This is a genomic window from Alloalcanivorax marinus, assembly GCF_016906305.1.
Classification (GTDB): Bacteria; Pseudomonadota; Gammaproteobacteria; order Pseudomonadales; family Alcanivoracaceae; genus Alloalcanivorax; species Alloalcanivorax marinus.
In genome coordinates this window covers 35,221-59,102 of record NZ_JADDOL010000023.1, presented here as the reverse complement: position 1 = coordinate 59,102, position 23,882 = coordinate 35,221, and the positions used below count along the sequence as shown (strand labels likewise).

The 23,882-nt window shown below is 60.9% G+C and carries 21 protein-coding genes; 13 read left to right on the top strand and 8 right to left on the bottom strand.

Features of this window, described 5'->3' with window-relative positions; genetic code table 11:
* Both IM760_RS16190 and IM760_RS16185 read left to right on the top strand, forming a co-directional pair.
* On the top strand, positions 1–694 hold a 694-nt coding region (locus tag IM760_RS16190; protein ID WP_204431291.1), incomplete at its 5' end, for an exonuclease SbcCD subunit D C-terminal domain-containing protein.
* Between the two features lie 11 nt (positions 695–705).
* Positions 706–3,981, top strand: a complete 3,276-nt coding sequence (locus IM760_RS16185; protein ID WP_204431290.1) for an AAA family ATPase — start codon at positions 706–708, stop codon at positions 3,979–3,981.
* A gap of 420 nt (positions 3,982–4,401) precedes the next feature.
* Here IM760_RS16185 and IM760_RS16180 read toward each other — a convergent pair whose 3' ends face one another.
* The 5 genes from IM760_RS16180 to IM760_RS16160 all read right to left on the bottom strand — a co-directional run bounded on the left by IM760_RS16180 (position 4,402) and on the right by IM760_RS16160 (position 7,532).
* Positions 4,402–4,752 carry a DUF7673 family protein gene (locus tag IM760_RS16180; protein ID WP_204431289.1) on the bottom strand — a complete coding sequence of 117 codons (351 nt, stop codon included), beginning with the start codon at positions 4,750–4,752 and terminating at the stop codon, positions 4,402–4,404.
* A gap of 312 nt (positions 4,753–5,064) precedes the next feature.
* Complete coding sequence (locus IM760_RS16175) at positions 5,065–5,697, bottom strand: recombinase family protein (protein WP_204431288.1); 633 nt, start codon at positions 5,695–5,697, stop codon at positions 5,065–5,067.
* Positions 5,698–5,817: 120 nt separating this feature from the next.
* Complete coding sequence (locus IM760_RS16170) at positions 5,818–6,198, bottom strand: hypothetical protein (protein WP_239549920.1); 381 nt, start codon at positions 6,196–6,198, stop codon at positions 5,818–5,820.
* 79 nt (positions 6,199–6,277) lie between these two features.
* Positions 6,278–6,691: a hypothetical protein gene (locus IM760_RS16165; protein ID WP_204431286.1), complete on the bottom strand. Its 414-nt coding sequence runs from the start codon at positions 6,689–6,691 to the stop codon at positions 6,278–6,280.
* On the bottom strand, positions 6,684–7,532 hold the full coding sequence (locus IM760_RS16160; protein ID WP_204431285.1) for a hypothetical protein: 849 nt from the start codon (positions 7,530–7,532) through the stop codon (positions 6,684–6,686). Before IM760_RS16160 ends, IM760_RS16165 begins: the two co-directional genes overlap by 8 nt.
* A gap of 691 nt (positions 7,533–8,223) precedes the next feature.
* Between IM760_RS16160 and IM760_RS16155 the strand changes: the two genes are divergently transcribed.
* Positions 8,224–10,233: a hypothetical protein gene (locus IM760_RS16155; protein ID WP_204431284.1), complete on the top strand. Its 2,010-nt coding sequence runs from the start codon at positions 8,224–8,226 to the stop codon at positions 10,231–10,233.
* A 111-nt stretch (positions 10,234–10,344) separates the two neighbouring features.
* The gene (locus tag IM760_RS16150; RefSeq protein WP_239549918.1) at positions 10,345–12,093 is read left to right on the top strand and encodes a bifunctional helix-turn-helix transcriptional regulator/alpha/beta hydrolase; all 1,749 of its coding nucleotides are present in this window, start codon (positions 10,345–10,347) and stop codon (positions 12,091–12,093) included.
* Here IM760_RS16150 and IM760_RS16145 read toward each other — a convergent pair.
* Complete coding sequence (locus tag IM760_RS16145; protein ID WP_204431283.1) at positions 12,051–13,421, bottom strand: aminotransferase-like domain-containing protein; 1,371 nt, start codon at positions 13,419–13,421, stop codon at positions 12,051–12,053. The genes IM760_RS16150 and IM760_RS16145 overlap by 43 nt on opposite strands.
* A gap of 140 nt (positions 13,422–13,561) precedes the next feature.
* Here IM760_RS16145 and IM760_RS16140 point away from each other — a divergent pair, with 140 nt between their 5' ends.
* The 8 genes from IM760_RS16140 to IM760_RS16105 all read left to right on the top strand — a co-directional run bounded on the left by IM760_RS16140 (position 13,562) and on the right by IM760_RS16105 (position 21,052).
* Complete coding sequence (locus IM760_RS16140) at positions 13,562–14,848, top strand: hydroxymethylglutaryl-CoA reductase, degradative (protein WP_204431282.1); 1,287 nt, start codon at positions 13,562–13,564, stop codon at positions 14,846–14,848.
* Positions 14,845–15,765 (top strand): hydroxymethylglutaryl-CoA lyase, encoded by a 921-nt coding sequence (locus IM760_RS16135; protein WP_204431281.1) that lies wholly within the window; start codon positions 14,845–14,847, stop codon positions 15,763–15,765. Before IM760_RS16140 ends, IM760_RS16135 begins: the two co-directional genes overlap by 4 nt.
* Entirely contained in the window at positions 15,762–16,991 is a 1,230-nt protein-coding gene (locus IM760_RS16130) for a CaiB/BaiF CoA transferase family protein (protein WP_204431280.1), read from the top strand. Before IM760_RS16135 ends, IM760_RS16130 begins: the two co-directional genes overlap by 4 nt.
* Before the next feature lie 50 nt (positions 16,992–17,041).
* Positions 17,042–18,193 carry a C4-dicarboxylate TRAP transporter substrate-binding protein gene (locus tag IM760_RS16125; protein ID WP_204431279.1) on the top strand — a complete coding sequence of 384 codons (1,152 nt, stop codon included), beginning with the start codon at positions 17,042–17,044 and terminating at the stop codon, positions 18,191–18,193.
* Between the two features lie 80 nt (positions 18,194–18,273).
* The gene (locus IM760_RS16120; protein ID WP_204431278.1) at positions 18,274–18,729 is read left to right on the top strand and encodes an FAS1-like dehydratase domain-containing protein; all 456 of its coding nucleotides are present in this window, start codon (positions 18,274–18,276) and stop codon (positions 18,727–18,729) included.
* A gap of 5 nt (positions 18,730–18,734) precedes the next feature.
* Positions 18,735–19,145 (top strand): hotdog family protein, encoded by a 411-nt coding sequence (locus IM760_RS16115; RefSeq protein WP_204431277.1) that lies wholly within the window; start codon positions 18,735–18,737, stop codon positions 19,143–19,145.
* Positions 19,146–19,173: 28 nt separating this feature from the next.
* A complete protein-coding gene (locus tag IM760_RS16110; RefSeq protein ID WP_239549917.1) occupies positions 19,174–19,752 on the top strand; it encodes a TRAP transporter small permease in 579 nt (192 codons plus the stop codon).
* Positions 19,745–21,052, top strand: coding sequence for a TRAP transporter large permease subunit (locus IM760_RS16105; protein ID WP_204431276.1), 1,308 nt, complete (start codon positions 19,745–19,747; stop codon positions 21,050–21,052). Before IM760_RS16110 ends, IM760_RS16105 begins: the two co-directional genes overlap by 8 nt.
* Before the next feature lie 12 nt (positions 21,053–21,064).
* On the opposite strand, the gene IM760_RS16100 is transcribed toward IM760_RS16105, so the two are convergent.
* Complete coding sequence (locus tag IM760_RS16100) at positions 21,065–22,027, bottom strand: MBL fold metallo-hydrolase (protein WP_338021408.1); 963 nt, start codon at positions 22,025–22,027, stop codon at positions 21,065–21,067.
* 23 nt (positions 22,028–22,050) lie between these two features.
* The gene (doeB, locus tag IM760_RS16095; RefSeq protein WP_204431275.1) at positions 22,051–23,064 is read right to left on the bottom strand and encodes a N(2)-acetyl-L-2,4-diaminobutanoate deacetylase DoeB; all 1,014 of its coding nucleotides are present in this window, start codon (positions 23,062–23,064) and stop codon (positions 22,051–22,053) included.
* A gap of 181 nt (positions 23,065–23,245) precedes the next feature.
* On the opposite strand from doeB, the gene gmk reads away from it, so the two are divergent.
* Complete coding sequence (gmk, locus tag IM760_RS16090) at positions 23,246–23,878, top strand: guanylate kinase (RefSeq protein WP_204431274.1); 633 nt, start codon at positions 23,246–23,248, stop codon at positions 23,876–23,878.
* The last annotated feature ends 4 nt before the right edge of the window (positions 23,879–23,882 follow it).

Below are 23,882 nucleotides of genomic sequence, written 5' to 3'. Positions count from 1 at the left end.
GCGTAATCTGATGAAATCTCATCGATCAGATGGTGCTAACTTGGGGGAAAGGTCAGATGGTGTACGCGAACTCTACGTTGGCTCCCTGGCTCATGTGACGGCCGGGATTTTTCCAGCGAGCTTTGACTATCTGGCGCTTGGACACCTCCACGTCCCTCAGAAGGTGAATGGCCTAGAGACCATCAGGTACAGTGGCTCCCCTCTGCCCATGGGGTTCGGGGAGGCAAAACAGCAAAAGAGCGTTTGCCTGGTTGTTTTTAATCATGAAGAGGGCCAGGGCAAGCCGCCATCCGTGCAACTGATCGACGTGCCAGTGTTTCAAAAGCTGGAGCGCGTTAAGGGAGACTGGGAGAGCATCTCAAGCCGTATGCTCGAGCTGTCGGCAACAGACTTTCAAGGCTGGGTCGAAGTCATCTACGAAGGTGAGGAGGTCATTGGCGACCTGCGCGAACGTCTGGAGACCGCCGTCTCTGGCACTGGAGTGGAGATCCTCCGGATCAAAAACAACCGCATCATCGACCATGTGCTGGGACAAATCCATGAAGAGGAGACACTCGACGACCTGGATGTGAACGACGTGTTCGAGCGCTGCCTAGCCGTTCATGAAGTGCCTGAAGACCAGCGGCCTGAACTGCTACGGGCCTACCAGGAAACTGTTTCGTCTCTCTATGAAGACGACGTGAAAGCGGAATAGAGGGGCTGTCGATGAGAATACTGCAGGTACGCTTCAAAAACCTGAACTCCCTGGTAGGCGAGTGGGAAATCGACCTGATGCACCCAGCCTTCGCGTCTGACGGCATCTTCGCCATTACCGGCCCGACCGGCGCGGGTAAGACTACGATCCTCGATGCTATCTGTCTTGCCCTCTATGGGCGGACGCCTCGCCTGAACAAGGTTACCAAGAGCGGAAACGAAATCATGTCCCGGCAGACCGGCGAATGTTTTGCCGAGGTGACCTTCGAAACCCAGAGTGGGCGTTACCGCTGTCATTGGAGCCAACATCGGGCACGCAAGAAGCCGGATGGCGAGCTCCAGGCTCCGAAACATGAAATTGCCAATGCTGATTCCGGCGAGATCTTCGAATCCAAGATGAGAGGTGTAGCCGACCAGATCGAGTCGGCTACCGGTATGGACTTTGATCGTTTTACCCGTTCCATGTTGCTTGCCCAGGGCGGCTTCGCCGCGTTCCTTCAGGCGGCACCGGATGATCGGGCTCCGATCCTGGAGCAGATCACGGGCACAGAGATCTACAGCCAGATATCCGTTCGCGTCCATGAGCGACAGCGAGAAGAGCGAGAAAAGCTGAGCCTACTGCAGGCTGAAACAGCAGGCATCGCGATTCTCGAGCCGGAGCAGGAACAAGAGATTGCGCAGACACTCGAGACAAGGCAGAAGGAGGAAACAGACCTCGCCGCCAAGTCCGCCGAGGCCGGAAAGGCCATTGCCTGGCTCTCCATCATCGATGGATTAAAGAAGGAAATCGTCAATCTTGCCGATGAGGATAGCAAGCTGCATGTTGATATTAGGGCGTTCAAGCCCGATCGTGAAAGGCTCAACCGGGCTTTGAGTGCCTCCTCGCTTGATGGCGTATATGCAACGCTTATGGCCACCCGCAAACAGCAGGCAGATGACAGAGAGGCATTGAAAACTGAGGAGGAGGCGCTCCCTGGATTGGAATCCTCCGCCAAGGAGCAAGCCGAGACGATGAGCGCGGCTGAGCAACAAACCGCTCGGGCCAAAGAAGAGCTGAAAGCGGCCGCACCGATATTGCAAAAGGTTCGCTCCCTCGATCAGAAGCTTGCCGATCAGGAAAAGGCAGTTACGGCGGGTGATGAGGCCTGCAAGAAGGATTCGGCAAAGATTGACGCAGATACACAAACCCGGCTCAAGGAACAGGAGAAGCGTATTAAGGCCCAACAGGCATTGGAGCTTGTTGAAGGGTATCTCAAGGAGCATGCCCGGGATGAATGGCTGATCGGCGGCCTGGCTGGTGTTGAAGAGCAGTTGAGAGGCCTGCTCTTTAGGCAAAGCGAAGCCCTTCAAAAAGAGAGCGATCAAGAAACGGCCGAGAACGCTTTGAAACAGGCGACAACGTCACTCGACGACTGTCAGAAGCAATCCGGCATTCGGAAGCAGGAGCTGGAGGACGCATCAAAGCAGCTTCAGCAAGGCAAAGATGTTTTGAGCCAGCTACTGGGGGGCCGCTTGCTGCGCGAATATCGCACGGAGAAGGAAACTCTGCTGCGTGAAATGGCCTTCCTGACGAAAATAGCGGAGCTTGAAGATCACCGGGCGAAACTGGAAGACGGCAAGCCCTGCCCACTTTGTGGGGCCACCGAGCATCCCTTCGCGGAAGGGAATGTGCCTGCCTCTGATGAAACCGAACAGAAGATTGAAGCGCTGACCAAACTGATCAACAAAGCCGAGGATCAGGAAGCCGCCATCAAGAAGCTCGAAGTAGCTGAAAGCTTGGCCCGTAAAAACCTGACGGAGGCTGAAAAGCTGGAGTCAGCGGCGGCTAATGACAAAAAGGCAGCCGAAAGAACACTTGCCGAGGTAAAGGGCAGCTTGGAAAAGCTCCGTGCAGACTTTGCCGAACGCAGGCACGCCGTTTCCTCCAGGCTCCTGCCGCTTGGTATTGAGAACATCCCTGAAACGGACATTTCATCGCTGCTCGAGACCCTCAAAGCACGGCTGAAGGAATGGCAGGCCCAAGTCAAGAAGAAGGCAGACATCGAGAAACAGGTTGCCGACCTCGACAGTGAGATCAAGAGACTGGATGCGGTTATCGAAACCCAAAGCACTTCCCTTGCCGAAAAACGGGAGCGCCTGGAAACACTGAAAACGGAATTTGCCGCAGGAAATGATGAGCGCAAAGCACTTTACGACGACAGGAATCCCGACGAAGAAGAGCGCGGTTTGAATAAGACGGTATTTGACGCCGAAGTTGCCGAGAGGCAGGCCAGAGATCAGCATAATCAACTACAGCAAAGGTGGCATACCGCAAAGGCCCATGTCGAATCCCTGAGAAAGCGGATCGACCAGCGAGAGCCGGAACTGGGAAGGATGGAAACTGATTTCTCCGAAGCACTTACGCCAGTTGGTTTTTCAGATGAAGAACAGTTTCTGGGAGCCAGATTGACCTCTGAGCGGAGAGGTGAGCTCGCGGTTAAGGCCAATGAACTGGATGAGCGTCAAACAGATCTGAAAGCCAGGCAAAAGGATCGGGAGACGCGCTTGGCCACAGAGATGGCCCGAAAAGTGACCGACAAATCTCTGGAAGAGCTCGAACCCCAATTCAAGGAGTACGAGGAGTCTCTGAGGGAGTTGCGGGACATCATTGCCGGTCTTAAGCACAAGCTGAGCGAAAATACGGCCGCCAAAGAGAGGATAAAAGAGAAACAAGCGGCTATTGAGGCCCAGGGCAAAGAGTGTCGCAGGTGGGAAAACCTGCACGAATTGATCGGATCCGCAGACGGTAAAAAGTATAGAAACTTTGCCCAGGGGTTGACCTTCGAAATGATGATTGGCCACGCCAACAGACAACTGCAAAAAATGACCGACCGCTACTTGCTGGTCCGTCATGATGCTCAGCCCCTGGAGCTCAACGTGGTTGACAACTACCAGGCTGGGGAGATTCGGCCCACGAAGAATCTTTCCGGTGGTGAAAGCTTTATCGTCAGTCTCTCCCTGGCTCTGGGTCTGTCCCATATGGCCAGCAAGAATGTCCGTGTGGACTCGCTGTTCCTGGATGAAGGCTTTGGCACGCTGGACGATGAAGCCCTCGATACCGCCCTGGAAACTCTTGGAGGCCTGCAGCAGGACGGCAAGCTGATCGGTGTTATTTCACACGTGCCTGCTTTAAAGGAGCGCATCAGTACGCAGATCCAGGTAACGCCTCAGACGGGAGGCAGAAGCCAGATATCGGGGCCGGGATGCAGCGGGTTGAGCGCTACGGAACGGGCCGTAGAGGCAGGTTAACTTGAAAATGAATCAACAGGCGATACCCCAAACACCCAGGATAACATTTCGGAAAGCTCTGAGTTGATCAGCTGGAGTGAAGGTCATCCACCGGCAATGGTAGTGCCGTATAGTATGAGCGGGCTGAGCCAGTACCGCTCTGCGTCCTTGATCCTGATCGGGGCCTATACTGACGGACATAATGCCATGTTCCGTATGATGGAAAAGCAACTTGGCAATCGATACCTAGAAATAGTGTTCTCGTGGCGAACGCACCGCGAAAGGCTTGCGTAGTCGCCGTCCCGACACCCTCAGTTTCAACCGCCACGTCGCGACGACTAGGGAGAAACCCCTTCCAGTTTCTCTGCGCTCAGCCCAGTGCTGTGAGGTAACGCCTATTGTTTGGTTGGGTAAATTTCAAACCACGTAGGCCAGCAGCTATCAAGTTTCCGATTCCCGCTCCCACCAGGACTGAAATAACTCATCACCATGCGGCAAATAGGTGTGAACCTCCCGGCCATTCCAATCCAGCGCCAGAACCTGCAAGGCTGCCTGTTGCAGTTCGGTATCCAAGGCCCTCAACCGGTTCAACTCGAATGGCCAGTGGCTCGCGTTATAAAGGCCAAGCAGGAATCGCCGGATATGCCGGGCCTGGCCGCCTCCACTATGAGCGGCGTCGATCAGTATTGTGAGAGCCGGAAGCCCCGTCTCCTCCCGCTGCTGCCTCCGCTTTTCTTCCTGTTCTAGCAAATATAGAAAGCCTTCGGGAAGCATGGCTGTTTTGTCCGTCATGTGCATAACCTCATATCGACTTCACGATTATGCTGCCATGGACGACGCAGTAGGCACGGCTCTCAAACTGCCCGTTTTGGGCAAGAACACCGGTTTGCCCCGAATTTATTTCAGATCGCCATTGTGTCGGGGTGATCTTTTTCGGAACTTTCGCTCCAGGAACACTTCCAGCCGATCGGCGTTGCGGTAGGCCATAACGCAGATAAAAAGTACGACCGCGACAAAGCTCAGGAATGCAATCAGGGTGGCATATAGATTCAGCATATTCAGGTCTCCAATAGTTGATTGCCCTGTCAGGGCACTTTGTTGGTTTCAGGCCGCAGCATCGGCCTGTCTTTGTTCTTTGGCGACAGACGCGATCAAGTGCCGCGAGCAGCTCAGCATCTCCTGGATTTCGCTGTAGCTGTGGCCGCTCTTGAGAAGGCTGGCGATGTGTTGCCTGCGCTTCAGGTCTCGCTGCCGCCCTTGATACTTACCCTCCGTTTTGGCTTTGTTGATGCCTTGGAACTGGCGGCGCCGGCGATCTTCGTAGTCTTTTCGGGCCACCGCAGCCAGCATGTCGAGCATCATGGCGTTGACTGCCTGAAGAATAGAGTCCGTGAAGCCGGTGTTGTCTTTCTTCTCCAGGGCGAGCCAACTGGTCGGCAATTCCGGGGAAACAATGGCCAGTCGTTTGGCGGCCAGCTTTTGCTTGAGAGAGTCCCAGTCACTCTGTTTGAGGCGGGCTAGCCGGTCGATCTGTTCGACCAGCACAATGTCACCGTCGCCCGAATCCGCAATCAGCTTCATTAGCTCGGGGCGGTGCAAGGTGGCTCCGGATACGTTCTCCACATAGAAAGCCGCAATGCGCTGACCGTGGTTGGCTGCGAACTGTACCAGTGAGTCCCGGGCTCGCTCCGCATTCTGTTCCTGCGTGGATGCCCGAAGGTAGGCTCGAATAAACATTGTCGGTTCCTCAGTCTGTTATAAGTGGTTCTCTCTGGCCGGTCTGGTTTAGGTGGTTCTGTTGGCCGTTACCGGGTTCGAACCTCTGGTTTCTCTGATCTGTACCCATAAGGAACCGCCTCAAGAGTCAAAGAACTCCCCGAACGGATCATCTTCCCGGAGGATCGGATTGACTCTGAAGTCATCGGAAAGATCGCCAGTGCCGTCTTGGCTCCCGGTGCCGGAAGTTGTCCTGCTGCTCGGACCGCTTTCTTCCCTATCACTGCTTCGACTAAACGACGCCATCTTTTTCTCGAATTCAGGAAATGTCATTTCCCCATCGGGTCCCTTGGCGAAAACCGTCTTGTAAGCATCGACTGCGGCCAGTGCGAAGCGAGTGAGCAGTGCGACCATCCAGAGCGCGAACAATAGATACCATGCGTAAAGCGCAGCATCAGCGCCCCTAAAGGCGATCTCCACAACGCCGATTCCGGCGAGCCCCACTGCTACGAGTTTTGCCACTCTCACCACGGCCTCAGTCCCCGATAGTTCTTTACACTGAAGCTACCAGAACCTGAGAAAATGCAAGTTTTGCCCGGCGTCAGGCCGCTGCGGCTTGCCCGGCCAGCCACGGCAGTTTCACCTTGCTGTAGGCATCGTTCGTCATCGCCCTCAAATCTTCCACGTCCAGGTGTGGAACCACCAACGCAGTGCCTTGGTATCGAGCTCGCGGGTAGTTGGTTGGCTGGAATACGCCATGAGGGAGGTCGTCCTCATCGCCCAGCCACTGTCTGAGCCGGAGATCGATACACCAGCCCTGTTCGAGCTCGATCCAGCAATGGGGAGCGGTGGTCATTCGGCTCAGTCGGTCCTCCGCGTATCCGATACGGCATTGATGGAAGATGCCTCGCTCGCTCAGGGCATTGCTGATCACAAAAGTCATGTAGACGCTATCGACTCTCAGGTCCTCCAGCGGCAGCAGTGCCAACTCAAGTTCATCGTGCCAGTCACTCATGGCCGGGCTCCCTGAACATCAGCTGTTGGCCCTGTTCATACAACACCGGATAGGGGAGCGGCACGCCGTCCTGGATCACGGTGTTCGGTGGAAAGTACATCACTATCCAGGGAGGCATGTCGGCGCTGACAGCGCCATAGAACTCATCTACTGGAAAGGTACGTTCATGGCCGGACTGCCGAAATACCAGTCGGGAATATTTCTCGGGGTGGTTGGCAGCGATGTTGTAACTGGCAGCTTCACCACCGATGACATAGCGTGGTGTCTTCCAGTGATTCGGCTGTTGGATGTTGTAGGCGATGATGCAGTTGCTATCGGCACAGCCATATTGCTCTGCTGTTACCGACCATAGCATGAGCGGGTGCCCGTCAATCTCCGGCGTCTTCACGTCTGTGAGTTTCGTTGCCGTAATTGCCATCGATTTGGCGGCCTGTGTGATGGCCTCATCTACGACTGCGGCATAGTGGTCATAGGCGTCATCCTCGCTCGCCGCCTGTGATTCCGGCATCCAGCCCATCAGGCTGGGTCGCGCCGAAGGGTTGTCCGGCGTCATCATGATGTCAGTGGCGTTGAGGAGCAGCGTCTGGGTGCCGGTAAGATGACGAAGCGGCGCATCTAATGAGGTAGCCAGACTGGCCAGGTTGAGGGCGCTTACCAACAAACCCTTTCGATACGAGCGCGTCCCGTCTGGTGAATCCCGCAGGTCCTGATCGTAGACGCCGCCGGCACGGGCCAGATTCAGTGCGCGGGATGATTCGTCGTCATAGTGTCGAGGCGTGGCAGCGCAACCCGCGAGCGCGGCTGTAGTTACAGCAAAACAAATGGTCTTCAACTTGGTCATTTTGAACTCCTGCGTTTTCTAAAATACTCGCACGAAGTTGCAAATACGCAAGAGCAAAACGGAAAAATAATTAATAAAATCAATATTTTGTACTGACAGTACAAACTTCGGTGTATCAGCGGTGGTGCATCGGGAGTGCCGCTCTTGTTAGACTTGCCAGCAGGTTTTTTCGGTTGAGACAAGGTGTTGGTAAATCGGAAAAGGATCAGAAATTCCCAGTTTCCCACTTATCCCAGTTTATAATCATGGGTAGTAACCGATTGGGCCAATCAGAGATAAAATTTCTATCCATGGGTAGTAAAATGGGTAGTACTTGGCGAAGATCGATGAAAAATCTAAATCAAACATCTGTTTTTAAAGGATTTTAATTTATTATTCTTTGAGCAGGTGCAGAATATCGAATAAAGTCTCAGGATATTTCAATCAATCCTTAAATCCCTGTTTTTAGCTGCACTTTCGCACGAATTCCCTTACCAGCCAGTCCGAGCATATCCACCACTGCCCACCATAAAAGGTGGGCAACCTGGTGGGCATCCAGGCCCGATTTCAAGCCGAAGTAATAAAGAAAAGAAAGGCCCGGGGCACAGGCTCTGGCCCCGGTGGAATCCACGGATAGCCCATATGGGGTATGTCCGCGTTCTACCTACTCCCTACACTCAAGAAACTTTGATTTGGGACTGGTGGAACGACGATGAAAAAAACGGCCTTACTCCTCATTGCTTCGGTGGCATCGGCCACACTTCTTTCCGGGTGCGGCGGCTCCTCCTCTTCCGGCGGCGGCGCCGAGGATGGCGATGCCGGCCTGAGCATCAACGGTACCGCCACCGCTCCAGCCGGGGCGGTGGCCATTCACCCTCAACCGGGCTTTCTGGAGATCGCCCTGAACCTGCTGATTTCCTCCGCCAATGCGGCGATCACCGGTCTCGATCCGGTGGCGGGTGCCACCGTCCAACTTCTGCGAGTCGATGACGAAGGCAACCCGGTGGGCGATGTGCTTGCGGAAACGGTTACCTCGATCAGCGGGGATTATACTTTGCCCCTGCCACAAGATGTGAACCTGGCGGGCAATCTGCTCGTGCGTATCACCGGGTCCGGTGCTCAGATGCGCGCCCAGGTGGTCGACCAGACAGTGGACATCAATCCGGCATCCGAATTCGTGCTGCGAAAATTTATTGAACAAGGGGCGGATCTTGACCAGTTGACCGTCTCCGAAGTGGTGACATTAAAAGGCAAGGTGGATACGTTCGACCTCACCGCAGGCAACGATCTCAGTGACATGCTTTCCAAACTGGACCTGGAAGTGGGTGAGTTTGTGGAACAGCAGGTCGCGGCCATCAATAGTCAACCGGGCGATGCCAGCGGCGTTGCCGGCAACTATCGTAGCTCCGCCTTCGGCCTGGGCTTGCATGACAGCGACAACGAAAACTTCGGCACCTTCGCCAATGATCTCTGGTTAAGCGAATTCCGTTTCGCCGACGGCGGTGACAATGTCGTGTCAATCACGCTGGAGACCGAAGAGAATGCCTATTCCAACTTCTCCGGCCCCAGTGTGGCAACCGCTTCACTGTTCTATGAAACCGGCATCGAGGATAGTGAAGTCCTTTCGGGTACCTTGAGTGATTCCGGCCTCCTCACCATAGAGGGCCCCTTCGAAGAAAGCGTGAACGGTGATTACGCCTTTCGCTACCCCGCAATGGTCTACAACCTGCAGAAAGTGAAAGAGAAAGGCCTGTTTTTCCTGCTTTCCCAGGAAGCCGCGGTACGCTATGGCACCACCGACACCAATGGTGATCAGCAACCGGATGCGTTGAACCCCAATGACCGGAAAGGAGACGAGGCGTTTCGGGCCCTGGAGGTCTTCGCACGCACCCCCTCGTCCATGGAGAGCTCCGATCTTAACGGCACTTTCGGGCGGGTTTTCATGGAGACCTACGTGCAGTCCGGTGTTATCGAGCTGCAGACTGAAGTCAGCCGCGTCACTTTTAACGGCGACGGCACCTTCGACCAAGGCGGCGGCACCGGGCACCGGGTCGGACTGGAAAGCAGCGGCGCCACCTATATGGCCCTATCCGAAAACGGCTCCACGGGAGAGCCTATTGTCACTTCCGCCCAAGGGGATATTGTTTCGGCGGGCAGCGAACAAGGGCAGCCGACGGCCACCGATGGGTTCATCAACGACGACTTCGACTTCATCGCCTTCGCGGAAACCGAAAACAACGACACTCTCTGGGCGGAATTCAACAAAACTCTGATGGTGAAATTACCGGAAAGCACCCCGGATATCGCCGGTAAGCGATACCGTTTGATGTTGTTGTCCGTGTCACTGGAAGGCGTCGGTAACGGCACCAGTGATATTGAGATGATCAACAGCCGGTTCAACAGCTACATCAATCTGAGCAGTGCCACCGCCGGCACCCTGGACGGCAACTTTACCGTGGTGGAAAAACGCGGTCTCGGCGGTGATCTTTCCGTGGAGCAGGACAGCGTCAATCAACCCGTGGCCGTGAGCGTCGACGCCCAGGGCGCCACAACACTGACCCTCAACGACGAAGACGGTCATAACCTCATGGAAGGGTTCTTCAACCAGGATGCCAGCCTGGGGGTGTTCACCACCCGTTGGGTACCGGATGATGGCGATCCCAATGAACTCGGCCTGGTGGTGCTGGTCGATGTTACGGAAGACACTCCCGACATACAGTAAAAAATCCGCAGGCCAATTCCGGCCCCGCTCCGTCGGGGCCGTTTTCGTTGCACCCCCGGCAAACGCTTTCTATGATCAAGGTCATATTTCGCCGAGCCCGGGGCCTCTGTCTTGCAGAATGATAATGACGATCTGATTGGCAAGATCTATGAAACAGCCTTGTCCCCCGGCGATTGGGTGGAACTGCTGGACACCATTACCGGCTGGACCTACACCACGCCGTCAAGGGATACCCCCGATGCGCCCGTTCATGTGGAACGCTTGATCGGCCACCTTGAGCGGGCGGTACGCGGCAGCTCCTATATACATGCTCTTGAGGACCGCACACAGCTCCTCAATACCATGTATGACCAAATGCCCTGGCCAATGCTGATGCTCGACCAGGAAATGCATGTAGTGGAATGCAACCTGGCGGCGCGTCAGACGCTCACCCGCGAGCCGGTAACCTTGCTCCCCGATGGGCAACTACGCATCGCCGACCGGGAATTGAAGCAGTCATTGAAGCGGGTCAATAACCGCGCGGCCGGCCGGCATACCCAACTGCTCACTTCACGACACGCCGCGGTGACCCTGCTCTGTCTGCCAGTGAAGAAGTCCGACGCCGCGGGGACCATTAGCCGGGTGCGGACTATTATCTGGGTATTGGCGGGTCAGAATGTGGTGACTCCCTCTCCCGAATCCTTGAAAGCCATCTTCCCCATCACTCATGCGGAATCCCGCCTTCTTCACCTGCTGTGTAAGATCGGAAATCTCAATCAAAGCGCGGCATTGCTGTCGATCAGCGTTCATACCGCTCGCGCTCAAATCAAGTCCGCCATGGCAAAGCTGGACGTCAACAGCCAGGTACAACTGGTAAGCCAGGCAATGGGGCATGCTCTGGTGCAGACCGCTCCGCCCGGGACGACCTCACCGGTACCGGAGCGCACCATGACTCTGGCCGACGGCCGGGTATTGAGCTGGTTCGAGTACGGTGATCCAGCCGGGCGGCCGGTCCTGACATTGGATAACCTCGGTGGCGCACTCCCAGACCACCGCCTGTTCGAAACCTGGTATCGCGAACAGGGTCTGCGCATGATCCTGATCGTAAGGCCCGGTTACGGCCTTTCAACCGCAAGGCCGGAGATGGAGTTCCGGGATTTCAGTCCGGATATCCGCGCGCTATGCCGCCATCTCGACATCGAACGACCACCGATGGCGGCCTATTGCGGCGGCGGTCCCTATGCACTGTGCTCCGCCGCTATGGATCCGGATCTGTTTGATCGACTGGGGCTGCTATCCAGTACTGTTCCGATCGAACACTTCGAGCTGGACAAGCTTGACCCTATCCACGCCATGCTGCTGCGTATCTTCCGTAAGGATCCACGTCTGTTCGTCTTGGTCGGACGGCTCGCCCTGCGCGGAATGCAGCGCTCGCCGGAAAAGTATTTCTCACGGCTGGCCAAATCCCTGTGCCCCGAAGACCAGGCCGTACTCGGAGACCCGGACCTGCTGGCCCGGCTGATCGAGCGCATGAAGCTCAGTCATTTCCAAGGCGCCCGCATCATCATTGATGAGTATCTGCGTATGCAGCACCCCTGGCATGTGGATCTCAGCCAGATCAGCGTGCCTATCACCTACTGGCACGGGGAGGAGGACCGCATCATCTCCATCGGCAGCGCCCGTGGCCTGGCCGCTGGCCTGCCCAACGTCAGCTTTCGCAGTTTCCCGAGCCAGGGACGTTTTATGATCTACAGGGTCTGGAAGGCGTTTCTAACTGAACTGCTCGAACTTTCCTGCCGCGAGGAATCACCCCATCGATTGACGGCGCCAGCCGCCGCTCAGGTCCGCAAGCTGGCGCGGAATGCCGGGTCGTCCAGATAGGCCACGTTGAGCCGGGTCCAGGGCACCCGGTCGCGGCGGTCCACCGAGAAGATCGAACCCGGGGCGAGCATGACGCCCCGTTCCAGGCAGCGGCGGGTCAGGTCGTTGGCGTCGCCGATGCCGGGGAAGCGAGCCCAGAGATAGAGGCTCTGCTCGGGGCGGTGGAAGACGTCGGCGCCCAGTTCGTCGAGCACGCGCAGGCCGGTGACGGTGGCGGCGCGCAGTTTTTCCTGCAGCCGGGACAGATGGCGCAGATAATTCCCCTCCCGAAGAATCACGTCCACGGTGCGTTCGGCGTATTCGGTGCCGCCGATGTGCAGCAGCATTTTCACGTCCGCCAGCTCGCTGATCAGGCCTTCGTCACCGGCCAGAAAACCCACCCGCAGGGCCGCGGAGATCGGCTTTGAAAAGCTGCCCACGTAGAGGGTGCGACGGAACTGGTCCAGGGTGGACAGCCGGGTGCAGGTGTTGAGCTTGAAGTCGGCCATGGCGTCGTTTTCCACCACCAGCAGTTTGTGCTTCTCCGCCAGTTCCAGAATGCGCCGGGCCTTTTCCTCGGACAGGTCGGTGCCGGTGGGGTTGTGCCCCACCGATTGCATGAAGAACAGGGCCGGCTTTTCCCGTTCCAGCCAGCGTTGCAGCGCGTTCAGGTCCGGGCCATCAATGCGACGGGGCACCGGCAGCATGCGCGCGCCGTGCAGCTGCAGCTTGCCGAACAGGGGGTAATAGCCGGGGCTTTCCACCAGCACCGGGTCGCCGGGTTTGACGAAGCGACGGATGATCAGGTCCATGCCGTGGTTGGCGCCGAAGGTGGTCAGCATCTGGCCGGGGCCGGCGTTGATGCCGTAGCCGGCCAGCTTTTTCACCAGTTGCTCGCGCAGGCTGGCGTTGCCGTAGCGGTTGCCGTAACGGAACAGGGTAGTGACGCCACCGCGCACCACCTGGCGATGAAACTTGTCCAGACGCATGTCCATCAGCCAATCCACCGGCGGAAAGCCTTCGCCCAGATGGGAGTGCCCCGGCTCCCGCACCAGTTGCTGCCGCATCATCCAGATGGTGTCCAGAGCCCGGGCATAGGGCGGCGGCGTCTGGTCTCCGTCGCCGGCGGCGGGCACCGCGCGCACGAAAAAGCCACGTCCGTGGCGGGCCTCCACCAGACCCTCGGCGGCCAGGTATTCGTAGGCGGTGATCACGGTGTTCTTGGAGTAACCGTGCAGCCGCATGTACTCCCGCAGAGACGGCAGCTTGTCCCCTTCGCGGAGGATACCCTCGGCAATCTGTCCCGCGATATCGGACGCGATCCGTTGTGTCAGGGTGATTCTCCGCATCGTCACGATGTCCTTTTGGTCCGCCCCACTGTTTGTGCTAACTGTACCTTTTTCATGGGTACAGGCGCCGATATGTTAGATCGAAACCGGCGCGATCACACGCGCCCTCTAACAACAACGCTGCCCAGAAGGGGTCTTCAGTGACTGCCAGTTCCCAACTCCCCGGTTTCCGCAATCTTTCTCCGTCCGAGCGCCTGGAGGTGCTGCGCCGACAGTTCGGGCTGAGCGAGAAGGACACCGCCCTGCTGCGCGACCAGGGCGCGCTGCCCATGGAAATCGCCGACGGCATGATCGAGAACGTGATCGGCAAGTTCGAGCTGCCCCTGGGGCTGGCCGGCAACTTTATGATCAACGGTCGCGAGGTGGTGGTGCCGATGGCGGTGGAAGAGCCCTCGGTGGTGGCGGCGGCGTCCTACATGGCCAAACTGGCGCGCCCCGCGGGCGGCTTCCTGACCTCCAGCAGCGCGCCCTTGATGCGCGCGCAGATTCAGATCATCGGCCTGGACGATCCGGCCCACGCCCGCCTGAGCCTGCTGCGCCATCGCCAGCGCATCATCGAGCTGGCGAACAGCAAGGACGCCCTGCTCAACAAGCTGGGTGGCGGCTGCCGTGACCTGGAGGTGCATCTGTTCACCGACAGCCCGCGCGGCCCCATGGTGGTGGCCCACCTGGTGGTGGACGTGCGCGACGCGATGGGCGCCAACACCGTTAACACCATGGCCGAAGCGGTGGCACCGCTGATGGAGGAGATCACCGGCGGCAAGGTGCGCCTGCGTATTCTGTCCAACCTGGCCGACCTGCGGCTGGCCCGCGCCCAGGTGTCCATCGCTCCCGAACACTTTGAAACAGATGCCTTTGGTGGCGCGGACGTGATCGACCGTATCATCGACGCCTACACGTTCGCCGCCATCGATCCGTACCGCGCGGCCACGCACAATAAGGGCATCATGAACGGCATCGATCCGCTGATCGTCGCCACCGGCAACGACTGGCGGGCGGTGGAAGCCGGCGCCCACGCCTGGGCCTGCCGCAAGGGCCATTACGGCTCGCTGACCACCTGGGAGAAGGACGCCCGCGGCCACCTGGTGGGCACCATCGAGATGCCGATGCCGGTGGGCCTGGTGGGCGGCGCCACCAAGACCCATCCGCTGGCGCAATTGTCCCTGCGGCTGCTGGGCGTGAAGACCTCCCAGGAGCTGTCGGAGATCGCCGTGGCGGTGGGCCTGGCGCAGAACCTGGGCGCCCTGCGCGCGCTCGCCACCGAGGGCATTCAGCGCGGTCATATGGCGCTGCATGCCCGCAATATCGCGCTGTCCGCCGGCGCCCGGGGCGCCGAGGTGGATCAGCTGGTGCGGCAAATGGTGGAGAACCACGACGTGCGCGCGGACCGCGCGGAAGCCCTGCTGAAAGCGTTGCGCGAGCAATGAGCGAGGCGGTCCGGCTGGTGGAGGTCGGCGCCCGCGACGGGCTGCAGAACGAAGCCCGCACGCTGACACCGGCGGTGCGCGCCGAGCTGATCGGGCGTCTGGTCGAGGCGGGGCTGCGGCATATCGAGGCCGGCGCCTTCGTATCGCCGCGCTGGGTGCCGCAAATGGCCAGCACCGACGAGGTGCTGGCGCGGCTACCGAAGCGGCCGGATCTGACCTACAGCGTGCTGGTGCCCAACGAGCGCGGCATGAGCGCGGCGCTGGCCGCCGGCGCCGATGAGGTGGCGGTGTTCACCGCCGCCTCGGAAACGTTCAACCAACGCAATATCAATTGCTCCATCGCCGACAGCCTGGCCCGCTTCGAACCGGTGCTGGCGCAGGCCCGCGAGCACGGTGTGCCGGTGCGGGGTTATGTATCCTGCGTGCTCGGCTGCCCGTACGACGGCGCGGTGCCGGTGGCCCAGGTGGTGCGTACCGCCTCGGCGCTGGCGCGGCTGGGCTGCCATGAAATCAGCCTGGGCGACACCATCGGCGCCGGCGTGCCGTCGGCGGTGAAATCGCTGCTGACCGCCTGCGCCACGGACATACCGGTGCAACGGCTGGCGGTGCACTTTCATGACACCCGGGGCATGGCGGTGGCCAACTGTCTGACCGCCCTGGAACAAGGCGTGCGCGTGTTCGACAGCTCGGTGTCCGGCCTGGGCGGCTGCCCCTACTCGCCCGGCGCCACCGGCAACGTGGCCAGCGAGGAGCTGGTGTACCTGTTCGAAGGCCTCGGCCTGGACACCGGCGTGGACCTGGACCGGCTGGTGGCCGCCGGCGGCTTCGTGGACCAGCACCTGGGTCGCGCCACCCAATCCCGGGTGGCCCGCGCCCAGCGCGCCAACAATACGACAAAAAATCCGGAGGAGAGATGATCGAAAACACCGGTCTGCCCCTGCCCCCCAAGGGCGCGCTCAAGGACGTTATCGTTCTGGACCTGACGCGCGTCGTCGCCGGCCCGTACTGCGCCATGCTGCTGGCCGACATGGGCGCCACCGTGATCAAGATCGAGCATCCTCGCGACCCGGACCTGACCCGCGCTTTTCCTCCGGCCCTCGGCGGAAGCGAAGAAGCCATCAGCGGCTTCTTCGCGCAATACAACAGAAACAAGATGGCGATCAGCCTCGACCTGAAAGCGGCCGCCGGCCGCGACCTGTTCCTGGAAATGGTGGGCAAGGCGCACATCGTTCTGGAGAATTTCCGGCCCGGCACCATGGACAAACTGGACCTGGGTTATGAGGTACTCAAGGCCACCAACCCGGCCATCGTGATGACCTCGATCAGCGGCTTCGGGCAAAACGGACCCAACGCGCCGCGCCCCGCTTTCGACAGCAGCGCCCAGGCGTCCGGCGGGCTCTGGTCCATGAACGGCACCGTGGAAGAGCCGATGCGCGTGGGCACGGTGCTCGGCGATCTGAGCGCCGCGCTGTACGGCGCCATCGGCACCCTGGGCGCCTTGCGCGAGGCGGAGCGCGGCGGGCAGGGCCAGCACGTGGATATTTCCCAGCAGGACTCGATCATTTCGCTGACCGAGAACGCCCTGGTCAACTACACCGCCACCGGCAAGGTGGCGGTGCCGGAAGGCAACGGCCATCCGTTCGTCAAACCCTACGGCCGCTTCGCCTGCAAGGACGGCTACGTGTTCTTCGGCGCCTACACGGACAAATTCTGGCGCGAAGCCTGCCTGGTGTTCGGCGACGAAGCCCTGATCAGCGACCCCGAAATCGACACCATGGCCAAGCGTTTCGACCACGAGGTGTACCAGCGCCGCGTGCATCCGGTGGTGGAGCGCTGGTGCGCCGCCTACACCAAGGCGGAGCTGGAAGAGATGACCGGGTCCCGATTCCCGCTTTCGCCGATCAAGACCATCGACGAGGTGGTCGAGGATCCCCATGTGCGCGAGCGCAACATGGTGATCCCGGTGGACTACCGCGGCGCCCGCTTCGAGGTGTTCGGCAACCCGGTAAAGATGTCCGGCGGCACCAACGAGCAGGGCGCCCGCGCACCCATGGTGGGCGAGTCCAACCAGGCGGTGTACCAGGGCTGGCTGGGCCGCTCCGAGCAAGAGTTGGAAGCACTGCGGCGGGACGGTGTGGTGTAACGCCGCGCCCCTGAGCAAGAAACCATTAAACAACAAAATAAGGTATCGCTATGAACGGTAAACATTTCGCCAGCCTGGCGCTGGTCTGCACCGTCCTGTTCGGCACCCTGAGCGGCGCCGCCGACGCGCGCACCCTGCGCTACGCCATCGGTCATCCGCCCAGTTCCTTCGTGGTCGATGTGGCCAAGCAGTACGCCGAGACCGTCGAGGAACAGTCGGACGGTGATCTCAAGGTGCGTGTCTTTCCCATGTCACTGCTGAACTTCGCGGAAACCTCCGGCGGCGTGCGCGACGGCATGGCCGACATCGGTTTCGTGCTGACCTCCTATTTCCCGTCCGAATTTCCGCACAGCAACGTGGCGGTGGAAGCCTCCATGCTGGTGGGCCTGCTGGGTGAAAAAGCACGCGGCCGGGAGGGCATGATCTTCATGGGCGCGCTTTCCGAGTTCACCTTCTTCAAATGCCCGGAGTGCAACCAGGAGTTCAAGAAGCAGAACCAGGTGTACACCGGCAGCACCGGCGGCACCTCCTACGGTCTGGTGTGCAATAAACCGGTGGAAACCGAAGCGGACCTGAAAGGCATGCGCCTGCGCGTCGGCGCGGCCAACTGGTCACGCTGGGCGGAGGCGGTGGGCGCCTCGCCGGTGACCATGTCCGCCAACGAAATGTTCGAGGCCCTGAGCCAGGGCGTGGTGTCCTGCATCGTGCTGGCATCACCGGAAATCCATAACTTCGGCCTCACCGATGTGGTTACCGACATCAACATGGACGTACCCGGCGGCCCGATGCCGATCGCCGGCACCAATATCAACGCCGATACCTGGAAGGATCTGTCCGAGGAACAGCGCACCGTGATGCTGCGCGCCGCCAGCGTGTTCTCCGCCGGTGTGCCCTGGATCTACCACCAGCATGAAGATCGCATTCTGTCCGAGGCCGAGGAGCGTGGCGTCAAAATCCACCATGCCGACGCGGCGCTGATCGAGAAGAACCGTGCCTTTATCGAACAGGACATGCAACATATCGCCGAGGATTACAAAGCGCGCTATGGCGTCGAGAACGGCGAGGCCCTGATCAAGGAATTCCGCGCGCTGCTGGAAAAGTGGACCGGCCTGGTCCAGGACGTGAACAGCGAAGAAGCGCTGGCCGGCCTCTACTGGCAGGAGATTTTCTCCAAAGTGGACGTCAGCCAGCACGGTCTTTAAGAGTACGGCGCGGCCCCCTTTCGCCGCGCCCTTTTTTGTGGCCCGCAACCCGTGGCGGCCACCGTTATGGCGATAAAGACATGAGCATTCTGACCGACGAGCTGCGCGCGCTGATCGGCACCGAGGTGGCGCCGTTCGAGTTCGAGATCAGCCGCAACGACATCCGTAAGTACGCAGTGGCCACCGGCCAGCGCCAGCAGCGCTATCTGAACGGTGACGAGGCGCCATTGTTGTTCCTGTTCAGCGCCATGATGCCGGTGATTCCGTTGTCCGAGCTGCTGCCGGACGGGCGCCAGCCGGACAGCCCGCTGATTCCCGAGCTGCCATTGAAACGCATCATGGCCGGCGGCAGCGAATACCGCGTTCACGGCCGGATCCTGCCCGGCCAGGTGCTGGTCTGCCGGCAAAAGCTGTCGGATCTTTACGAAAAGCAAGGCGGCTCCGGACCGCTGATTTTCATGGTGTTCGAAAACCGTTTCGAAACCCGGGACGGCGAACCCGTGGTCACCGAATATCTCACCCGGATCGCGAGGTAACCGCCATGTCCAGACTTTCGATCGCCATTGGCGACACTCTGGAAACGCGCCGCTTCGAAGCGGACAGCGTGCAGCTTTTTCTTTATAACGCGGCGATCTGGAATCCGCACCGCATTCATTACGATCTGCCCTACACGCAGCAAGCCGAGGGTCATCCACAATTGCTGATCGACGGCCCTTTGCAAGGCGACTGGCTGACACAGATGGTGGAGGAGTGGCTCGGCGAGCATGGCGTGCTGGCCTCGTTTACCTACAGCAACCGGCTGGCCGCCTATCTCGGCGACGTGCTGACCGGCGCCGGCCAGGTCACCGAGTGCGATGAACAGGGCGCCACCCTCAGCCTGACGCTGAACAATCAGAACGATAAAACCACCACCGTGGCCACCGCCCGGGTGCGCTTCCAGGCGCGCGCCTGAACCGGCCCGTGGGCATGCGGGAGAAAACATGATGTACCGGCTAGGACGTTGGCTTTCGGGCCTGACGGATTTCACCACCCTGATCGGCGGGCTTGCCATCGCGCTGATGATGCTGCACATCACCGCCGATGTGGTGCTGCGCTTTCTGTTTTCGTCACCGCCTCCCGGCACCATCACCTATGTGTCCAACTACTACATGGTGATCGCCGCCTTCGTGCCGCTGGCCTACGCGGAAAAGCTGGATGCCCATGTCAGCGTGGAAGTGGTGGTGGAGCGCCTGCCCGATAAGCTGCAGCGCCATCTGGCGCACTGGCTGCTGCCGGTGAGCGCCATCGTGGTCGGCTTCATGACCGTCAAGACCTGGGACGAAGCCGTCACCAAATACCAAAGCGGCGCCGCCCTGGTGGAAGGGGGTACCACCATCATCACCTGGCCGGGCTACTTTATGCTGCCGCTTGGCCTGGGCCTGATGGTGCTGGTGCTGGCCTATAAATTCCTGGTGTATCTGACCGGCGCCCGCAGCGGGCTGCGTGTCAGCGACGAAGAGCGCCGCCGCGAGGCGGACGTGCGCCCCCAGGCCAGCGGGGAGGGCGCGCCCCGTGAGTGACGTTCAAATCGGCCTGTCCGGGCTGGCGGTGCTGTTCGTGTTGATCGCCCTGCGTTTGCCGGTGGCCCTGGCACTGATCGGCGTCTCCTTCGCCGGCCTCTGGTACATGATGGGCTGGGGCATCGCCTGGGGGTCCCTGGGTCTGATTCCCTATCAGTTCTCCGCCAACTGGGTGCTGAGCTCGGTGCCCATGTTCTTGTTGCTCGGCTACGTGTGCTACCACGCACAGTTGACCCAGGGCCTGTTCCGGGCGGCGCGCCTGTGGCTGACCCGTATTCCCGGCGGGCTGGCGGTGGCGTCCATTTTCGGCACCACCGGCTTCGCCGCGGTGTGCGGTTCGTCGGTGGCCTGCTCCGCCGCCATGGGCCGGGTAGCCGTGCCGGAGATGATCGAGCACCGTTACCAGCCCGGTCTCGCCACCAGCACCGTGGCCATTGCCGGTACGGTCGGGGCGCTGCTGCCGCCGTCGATCATCATGATTCTGTACGGCATCATCGCCCAGGAGTCGATCACCAAGCTGTTCCTGGGCGGCATCGCCGCCGGCCTGATCACGGTGCTCGGTTACATCATCGTGGTGGTGACCCGGGTGAAACTGAATCCGGCCCTGGCGCCCTCCACCACGGAGCACATCGACCGCGCCGAGAAATGGAAAGCTCTGTGGGAAGTGTGGCCGGTGGTGGCGATCATGGTCGGCATCTTTGGCGGTCTGTTCGCCGGGCTGTTCACGCCCACCGAAGCGGGCGCCGTGGGCGCTGCCCTGGCCTGCGTGGTGGCGCTGTGCAAACGCACACTCACCTGGGGCCGCTTCCGCGACGCGGTGCTGGAAACCCTGCTCACCACCGGCACCTTGCTGATCATCGCCATGGGCGCCAGCCTGCTGACCCGCTTCCTGTCGCTGTCCGGCGCCGGCGATTTCCTGTCGTCGATGGTGATCGACGCCGGCGCCAGCACCCTGGCGATACTGCTGATCATCGTGCTGATCTATCTGCTGCTGGGCATGTTCCTGGAGCCCATTGGCGCCATGCTGCTGACACTGCCCATCGTGCTGCCGATCATCGACAGCGTCGATCTCAGCCTGATCTGGTTCGGGGTGGTGCTCACCAAACTGCTGGAGATCGGCATGGTGACGCCACCCATCGGCATGAACATCTTCGTGATCAAAAGCGTGGTCGGCGATCTGGTCGCCACCGGCGCCATCTTCAAGGGCGTGCTCTGGTTCCTGGTGATGGACATTCTGGTGCTGGCGGTGCTGATGGCGTTTCCGGACATCATTCTTTTCCTGCCCCGCGTGCTGGGCTGATCGGCGCGCGGCTCAGGCCGCACGCCGGGAGCGCAACCACACCGCCAGCCCCTGGCTGTTGAGCGTCAGGTCCATGCCCAGCACCGCGTCGAGCCGGTCGTCGTCCATCCGGACGCCGTGCTCGCGCACCTGGCGGAACAGGTAGTCGCGCAGGGCGGTGCGCAGGGCCGCCTCCAGCTCGTCATCCCCAACCTCGCCCGCCACCCGCTCGGCCAGATCCACGTAGTCGTCCACCTGGCCGCGCAGGCGTTCGCCCAGGGTGCCGGGATTGCCCACCGGGCCGTAGTGAGTGAGATACATGCGTTCCGCATTCAGCGCCATCAGTTTGCCGATGGAGGCCTGCAGCGCCGGCGGGTCAAACTGTACCGGCGTGGTGGTGGGCAAAATGAACGGGCCTTTCTCCGTGGTCAGCGGTGGATAGGAGAGCCCGAAGGTATCGCCGGTGAAGACCCCGGCGGAAGCCGGATCGTACACGCAGAAATGGTGCCTGGCGTGGCCCGGCGTATCCAGGAACACCAGCCGGCGATCCCCCACCTTCACCTCGTCGCCGTCCCCGGGGGTGCGCACCCGGGACGCCGGCACGGGCAGGATCTCGCCATAGGTTTCGCGGAACGCCGCCTCGCCGTACACGGCGGTGGCGCCCGCCACCAGCTTCGCCGGCTCGATCATGTGCCGCGCCCCGCGCGGGTGCACCAGCAAGGTCGCCTCGGGCAGCGCCGCCATCAGTCCGCCCACGCCGCCGGCGTGGTCCAGGTGCACATGGGTGGGGATCACATACTTGACCTGCCGCCGGTCGATGCGCCGCTCCGCCAGCAGGTCGAGAATGATCGGCACCGTGTGGTGGGTGCCGGTCTCGATAATGGCGAACTCGTCGCCGCCGCGCAGCAGGTAGCAGGCCGCCAGTTCCTCGCGGAGCATGGCGGTGTCGATGCGGGTGATGTCGTGGCCAAGGTCTTCGTAGAGTGAAAAGGACACGGGTCCGTCTCCCCAGTCGGTTTTTATGAGGCGTCCAGCGGTACCGCCAGCACCGCGAAGGTGTCGCCCAGGCTGATGCGCGCCGGGTGGCGGCGGCCGATCAGCAGGCCGTCCACCGGGGCCCGGTATTCCGCCGGGTCGACGCCGGTGCGCTCCAGGCTGTGCACCCGGGCGATCAGGTCGCCGGCGCGCACCGGGTCGCCCAGGTTGACGGCGAATTCCAGCAGGCCGGCATGCTCGCTCTGCAAATAGTGAGCGGCATCCGGAATTTCCAGCAGGCGGGTGGGGCCGGCCTGGGGCGCGCCGGCCAGGATGCCGGCGTGGCGCAGCACGTTTTCGACGCCCTGCTCGGCCAGGGCCACGCTTTCCGGGGTGGAGGTGCCGCCGCCGCGCAGCTCGGTGCTGATGAACACCTTGCCCTGTGCCTCCACCACGGTGTCGTAGAGGGCGGCGCCTTCCAGCTCCGCCATCAACAGGGTGTTGGGGGCGCCGAACGCCAGGGCGCCGTCCAGGCAGCGGCGGGCCAGCTCGTCGTCGTCGAGCCGGTGGGTGGCGGCGAAGGGCAGCAGGTCCAGGGTGCGGCCGCCGGAGTGAATGTCCAGGGCCAGGTCGCACAGCGGCACCAGGTAACGGGTGAAGTAGTCGGCGATGCGCTGGGTGAGGGTGCCGGTGGGGCTGCCCGGAAAGGCCCGGTTCAGGTTGCCCTTGTCGATGGGCGAGGTGCGGGTGCCGTTGAGGGCGGCGGGGTGGTTCATCATCGGCACGATGATCACCCGGCCGGTGATGTCCTCGGCGCGCAGGCGCCGGGCCAGTTTCAGCAGGGCGGTGATGCCCTCGTATTCGTCGCCGTGGTTGCCACCGGTGAGCAGGGCGGTGGGGCCCTCGCCGTTGCGCACCACGGTGATCGGGATCATCAGGCTGCCCCAGGCCGAGTCGTCGTGGGAGTGGGGCAGCTTGAGGAAGCCGTGCTGCACGCCGTCGCGGTGGTAGTCCACGGTGGCGGTGATCGGGCTGTCCGGCGTCGGGCTGTCCTGCATGGGGTCTCCTGGCGATCAGCGCGGTTCGGGTCCGGGCGGGGCAGGCCAATATAGCCTGCCGGCGCGCCCCTCTACGAGCCCCGCGAGGCAGGGCGCCGGTGGCCATGACGGACCGGGCCTTTGTGCCTATAATGCCGGTTTTCGCGGCCCGGCCGCGCCCTCCGCCATACAGGACGCCCCCATGACCGACAAAGGCACCCTTTATATCGTGTCGGCCCCCTCCGGCGCCGGCAAGACATCGCTGGTGGCCGCGCTGGTCGAGAAGCTGCCACGGCTGCGGATTTCCGTGTCACACACCACCCGGACGCGCCGGGAAGGTGAAGTGGAAGGGGTGAACTACCACTTCACCGGCCGCGAGCACTTCGTGCGCATGATCGAGGAAGGCCGCTTTCTGGAGCACGCCGAGGTATTCGGCAATCTCTATGGCACCAGCGCCGACTGGGTGGCGGACACCCTGCGCGACGGCGAGGACGTGATCCTGGAGATCGATTGGCAGGGCGCCTCGCAGATCCGCCATCTGATGCCGAACGCGGTCAGCCTGTTTATCCTGCCGCCGTGCCTGAAGACCCTGGCGCAGCGCCTGCGCGGCCGTGCCTCCGACCACGACCATGTGATCGAGAAGCGCCTGGCCGGCGCCCGGGAAGAGATGAGCCACTACGCCGAGTTCGACTATCTGGTGGTCAACGACAACTTCGAGCGGGCCCTGCACGAGATGGCCTGCATCGTCGAGGCCGACCGGCTGCGGACCACCCGCCAGGCGGTCCGCCAGGCCGCCACGCTGGCCGACTTGTTGTCGGGCACGGAAACCCAGTAAAATC

What these genes read in the sequence shown, in the direction of transcription:
- IM760_RS16185 (WP_204431290.1), top strand. Translation starts at nt 706, where the DNA reads ATGAGAATACTGCAGGTACGCTTCAAAAACCTGAACTCCCTGGTAGGC.
- IM760_RS16180 (WP_204431289.1), bottom strand. Translation starts at nt 4,752, where the DNA reads ATGACGGACAAAACAGCCATGCTTCCCGAAGGCTTTCTATATTTGCTA.
- IM760_RS16175 (WP_204431288.1), bottom strand. Translation starts at nt 5,697, where the DNA reads ATGTTTATTCGAGCCTACCTTCGGGCATCCACGCAGGAACAGAATGCG.
- IM760_RS16165 (WP_204431286.1), bottom strand. Translation starts at nt 6,691, where the DNA reads ATGAGTGACTGGCACGATGAACTTGAGTTGGCACTGCTGCCGCTGGAG.
- IM760_RS16160 (WP_204431285.1), bottom strand. Translation starts at nt 7,532, where the DNA reads ATGACCAAGTTGAAGACCATTTGTTTTGCTGTAACTACAGCCGCGCTC.
- IM760_RS16155 (WP_204431284.1), top strand. Translation starts at nt 8,224, where the DNA reads ATGAAAAAAACGGCCTTACTCCTCATTGCTTCGGTGGCATCGGCCACA.
- IM760_RS16145 (WP_204431283.1), bottom strand. Translation starts at nt 13,421, where the DNA reads ATGCGGAGAATCACCCTGACACAACGGATCGCGTCCGATATCGCGGGA.
- IM760_RS16135 (WP_204431281.1), top strand. Translation starts at nt 14,845, where the DNA reads ATGAGCGAGGCGGTCCGGCTGGTGGAGGTCGGCGCCCGCGACGGGCTG.
- IM760_RS16130 (WP_204431280.1), top strand. Translation starts at nt 15,762, where the DNA reads ATGATCGAAAACACCGGTCTGCCCCTGCCCCCCAAGGGCGCGCTCAAG.
- IM760_RS16125 (WP_204431279.1), top strand. Translation starts at nt 17,042, where the DNA reads ATGAACGGTAAACATTTCGCCAGCCTGGCGCTGGTCTGCACCGTCCTG.
- IM760_RS16120 (WP_204431278.1), top strand. Translation starts at nt 18,274, where the DNA reads ATGAGCATTCTGACCGACGAGCTGCGCGCGCTGATCGGCACCGAGGTG.
- IM760_RS16115 (WP_204431277.1), top strand. Translation starts at nt 18,735, where the DNA reads ATGTCCAGACTTTCGATCGCCATTGGCGACACTCTGGAAACGCGCCGC.
- IM760_RS16110 (WP_239549917.1), top strand. Translation starts at nt 19,174, where the DNA reads ATGATGTACCGGCTAGGACGTTGGCTTTCGGGCCTGACGGATTTCACC.
- doeB (WP_204431275.1), bottom strand. Translation starts at nt 23,064, where the DNA reads ATGCAGGACAGCCCGACGCCGGACAGCCCGATCACCGCCACCGTGGAC.
- gmk (WP_204431274.1), top strand. Translation starts at nt 23,246, where the DNA reads ATGACCGACAAAGGCACCCTTTATATCGTGTCGGCCCCCTCCGGCGCC.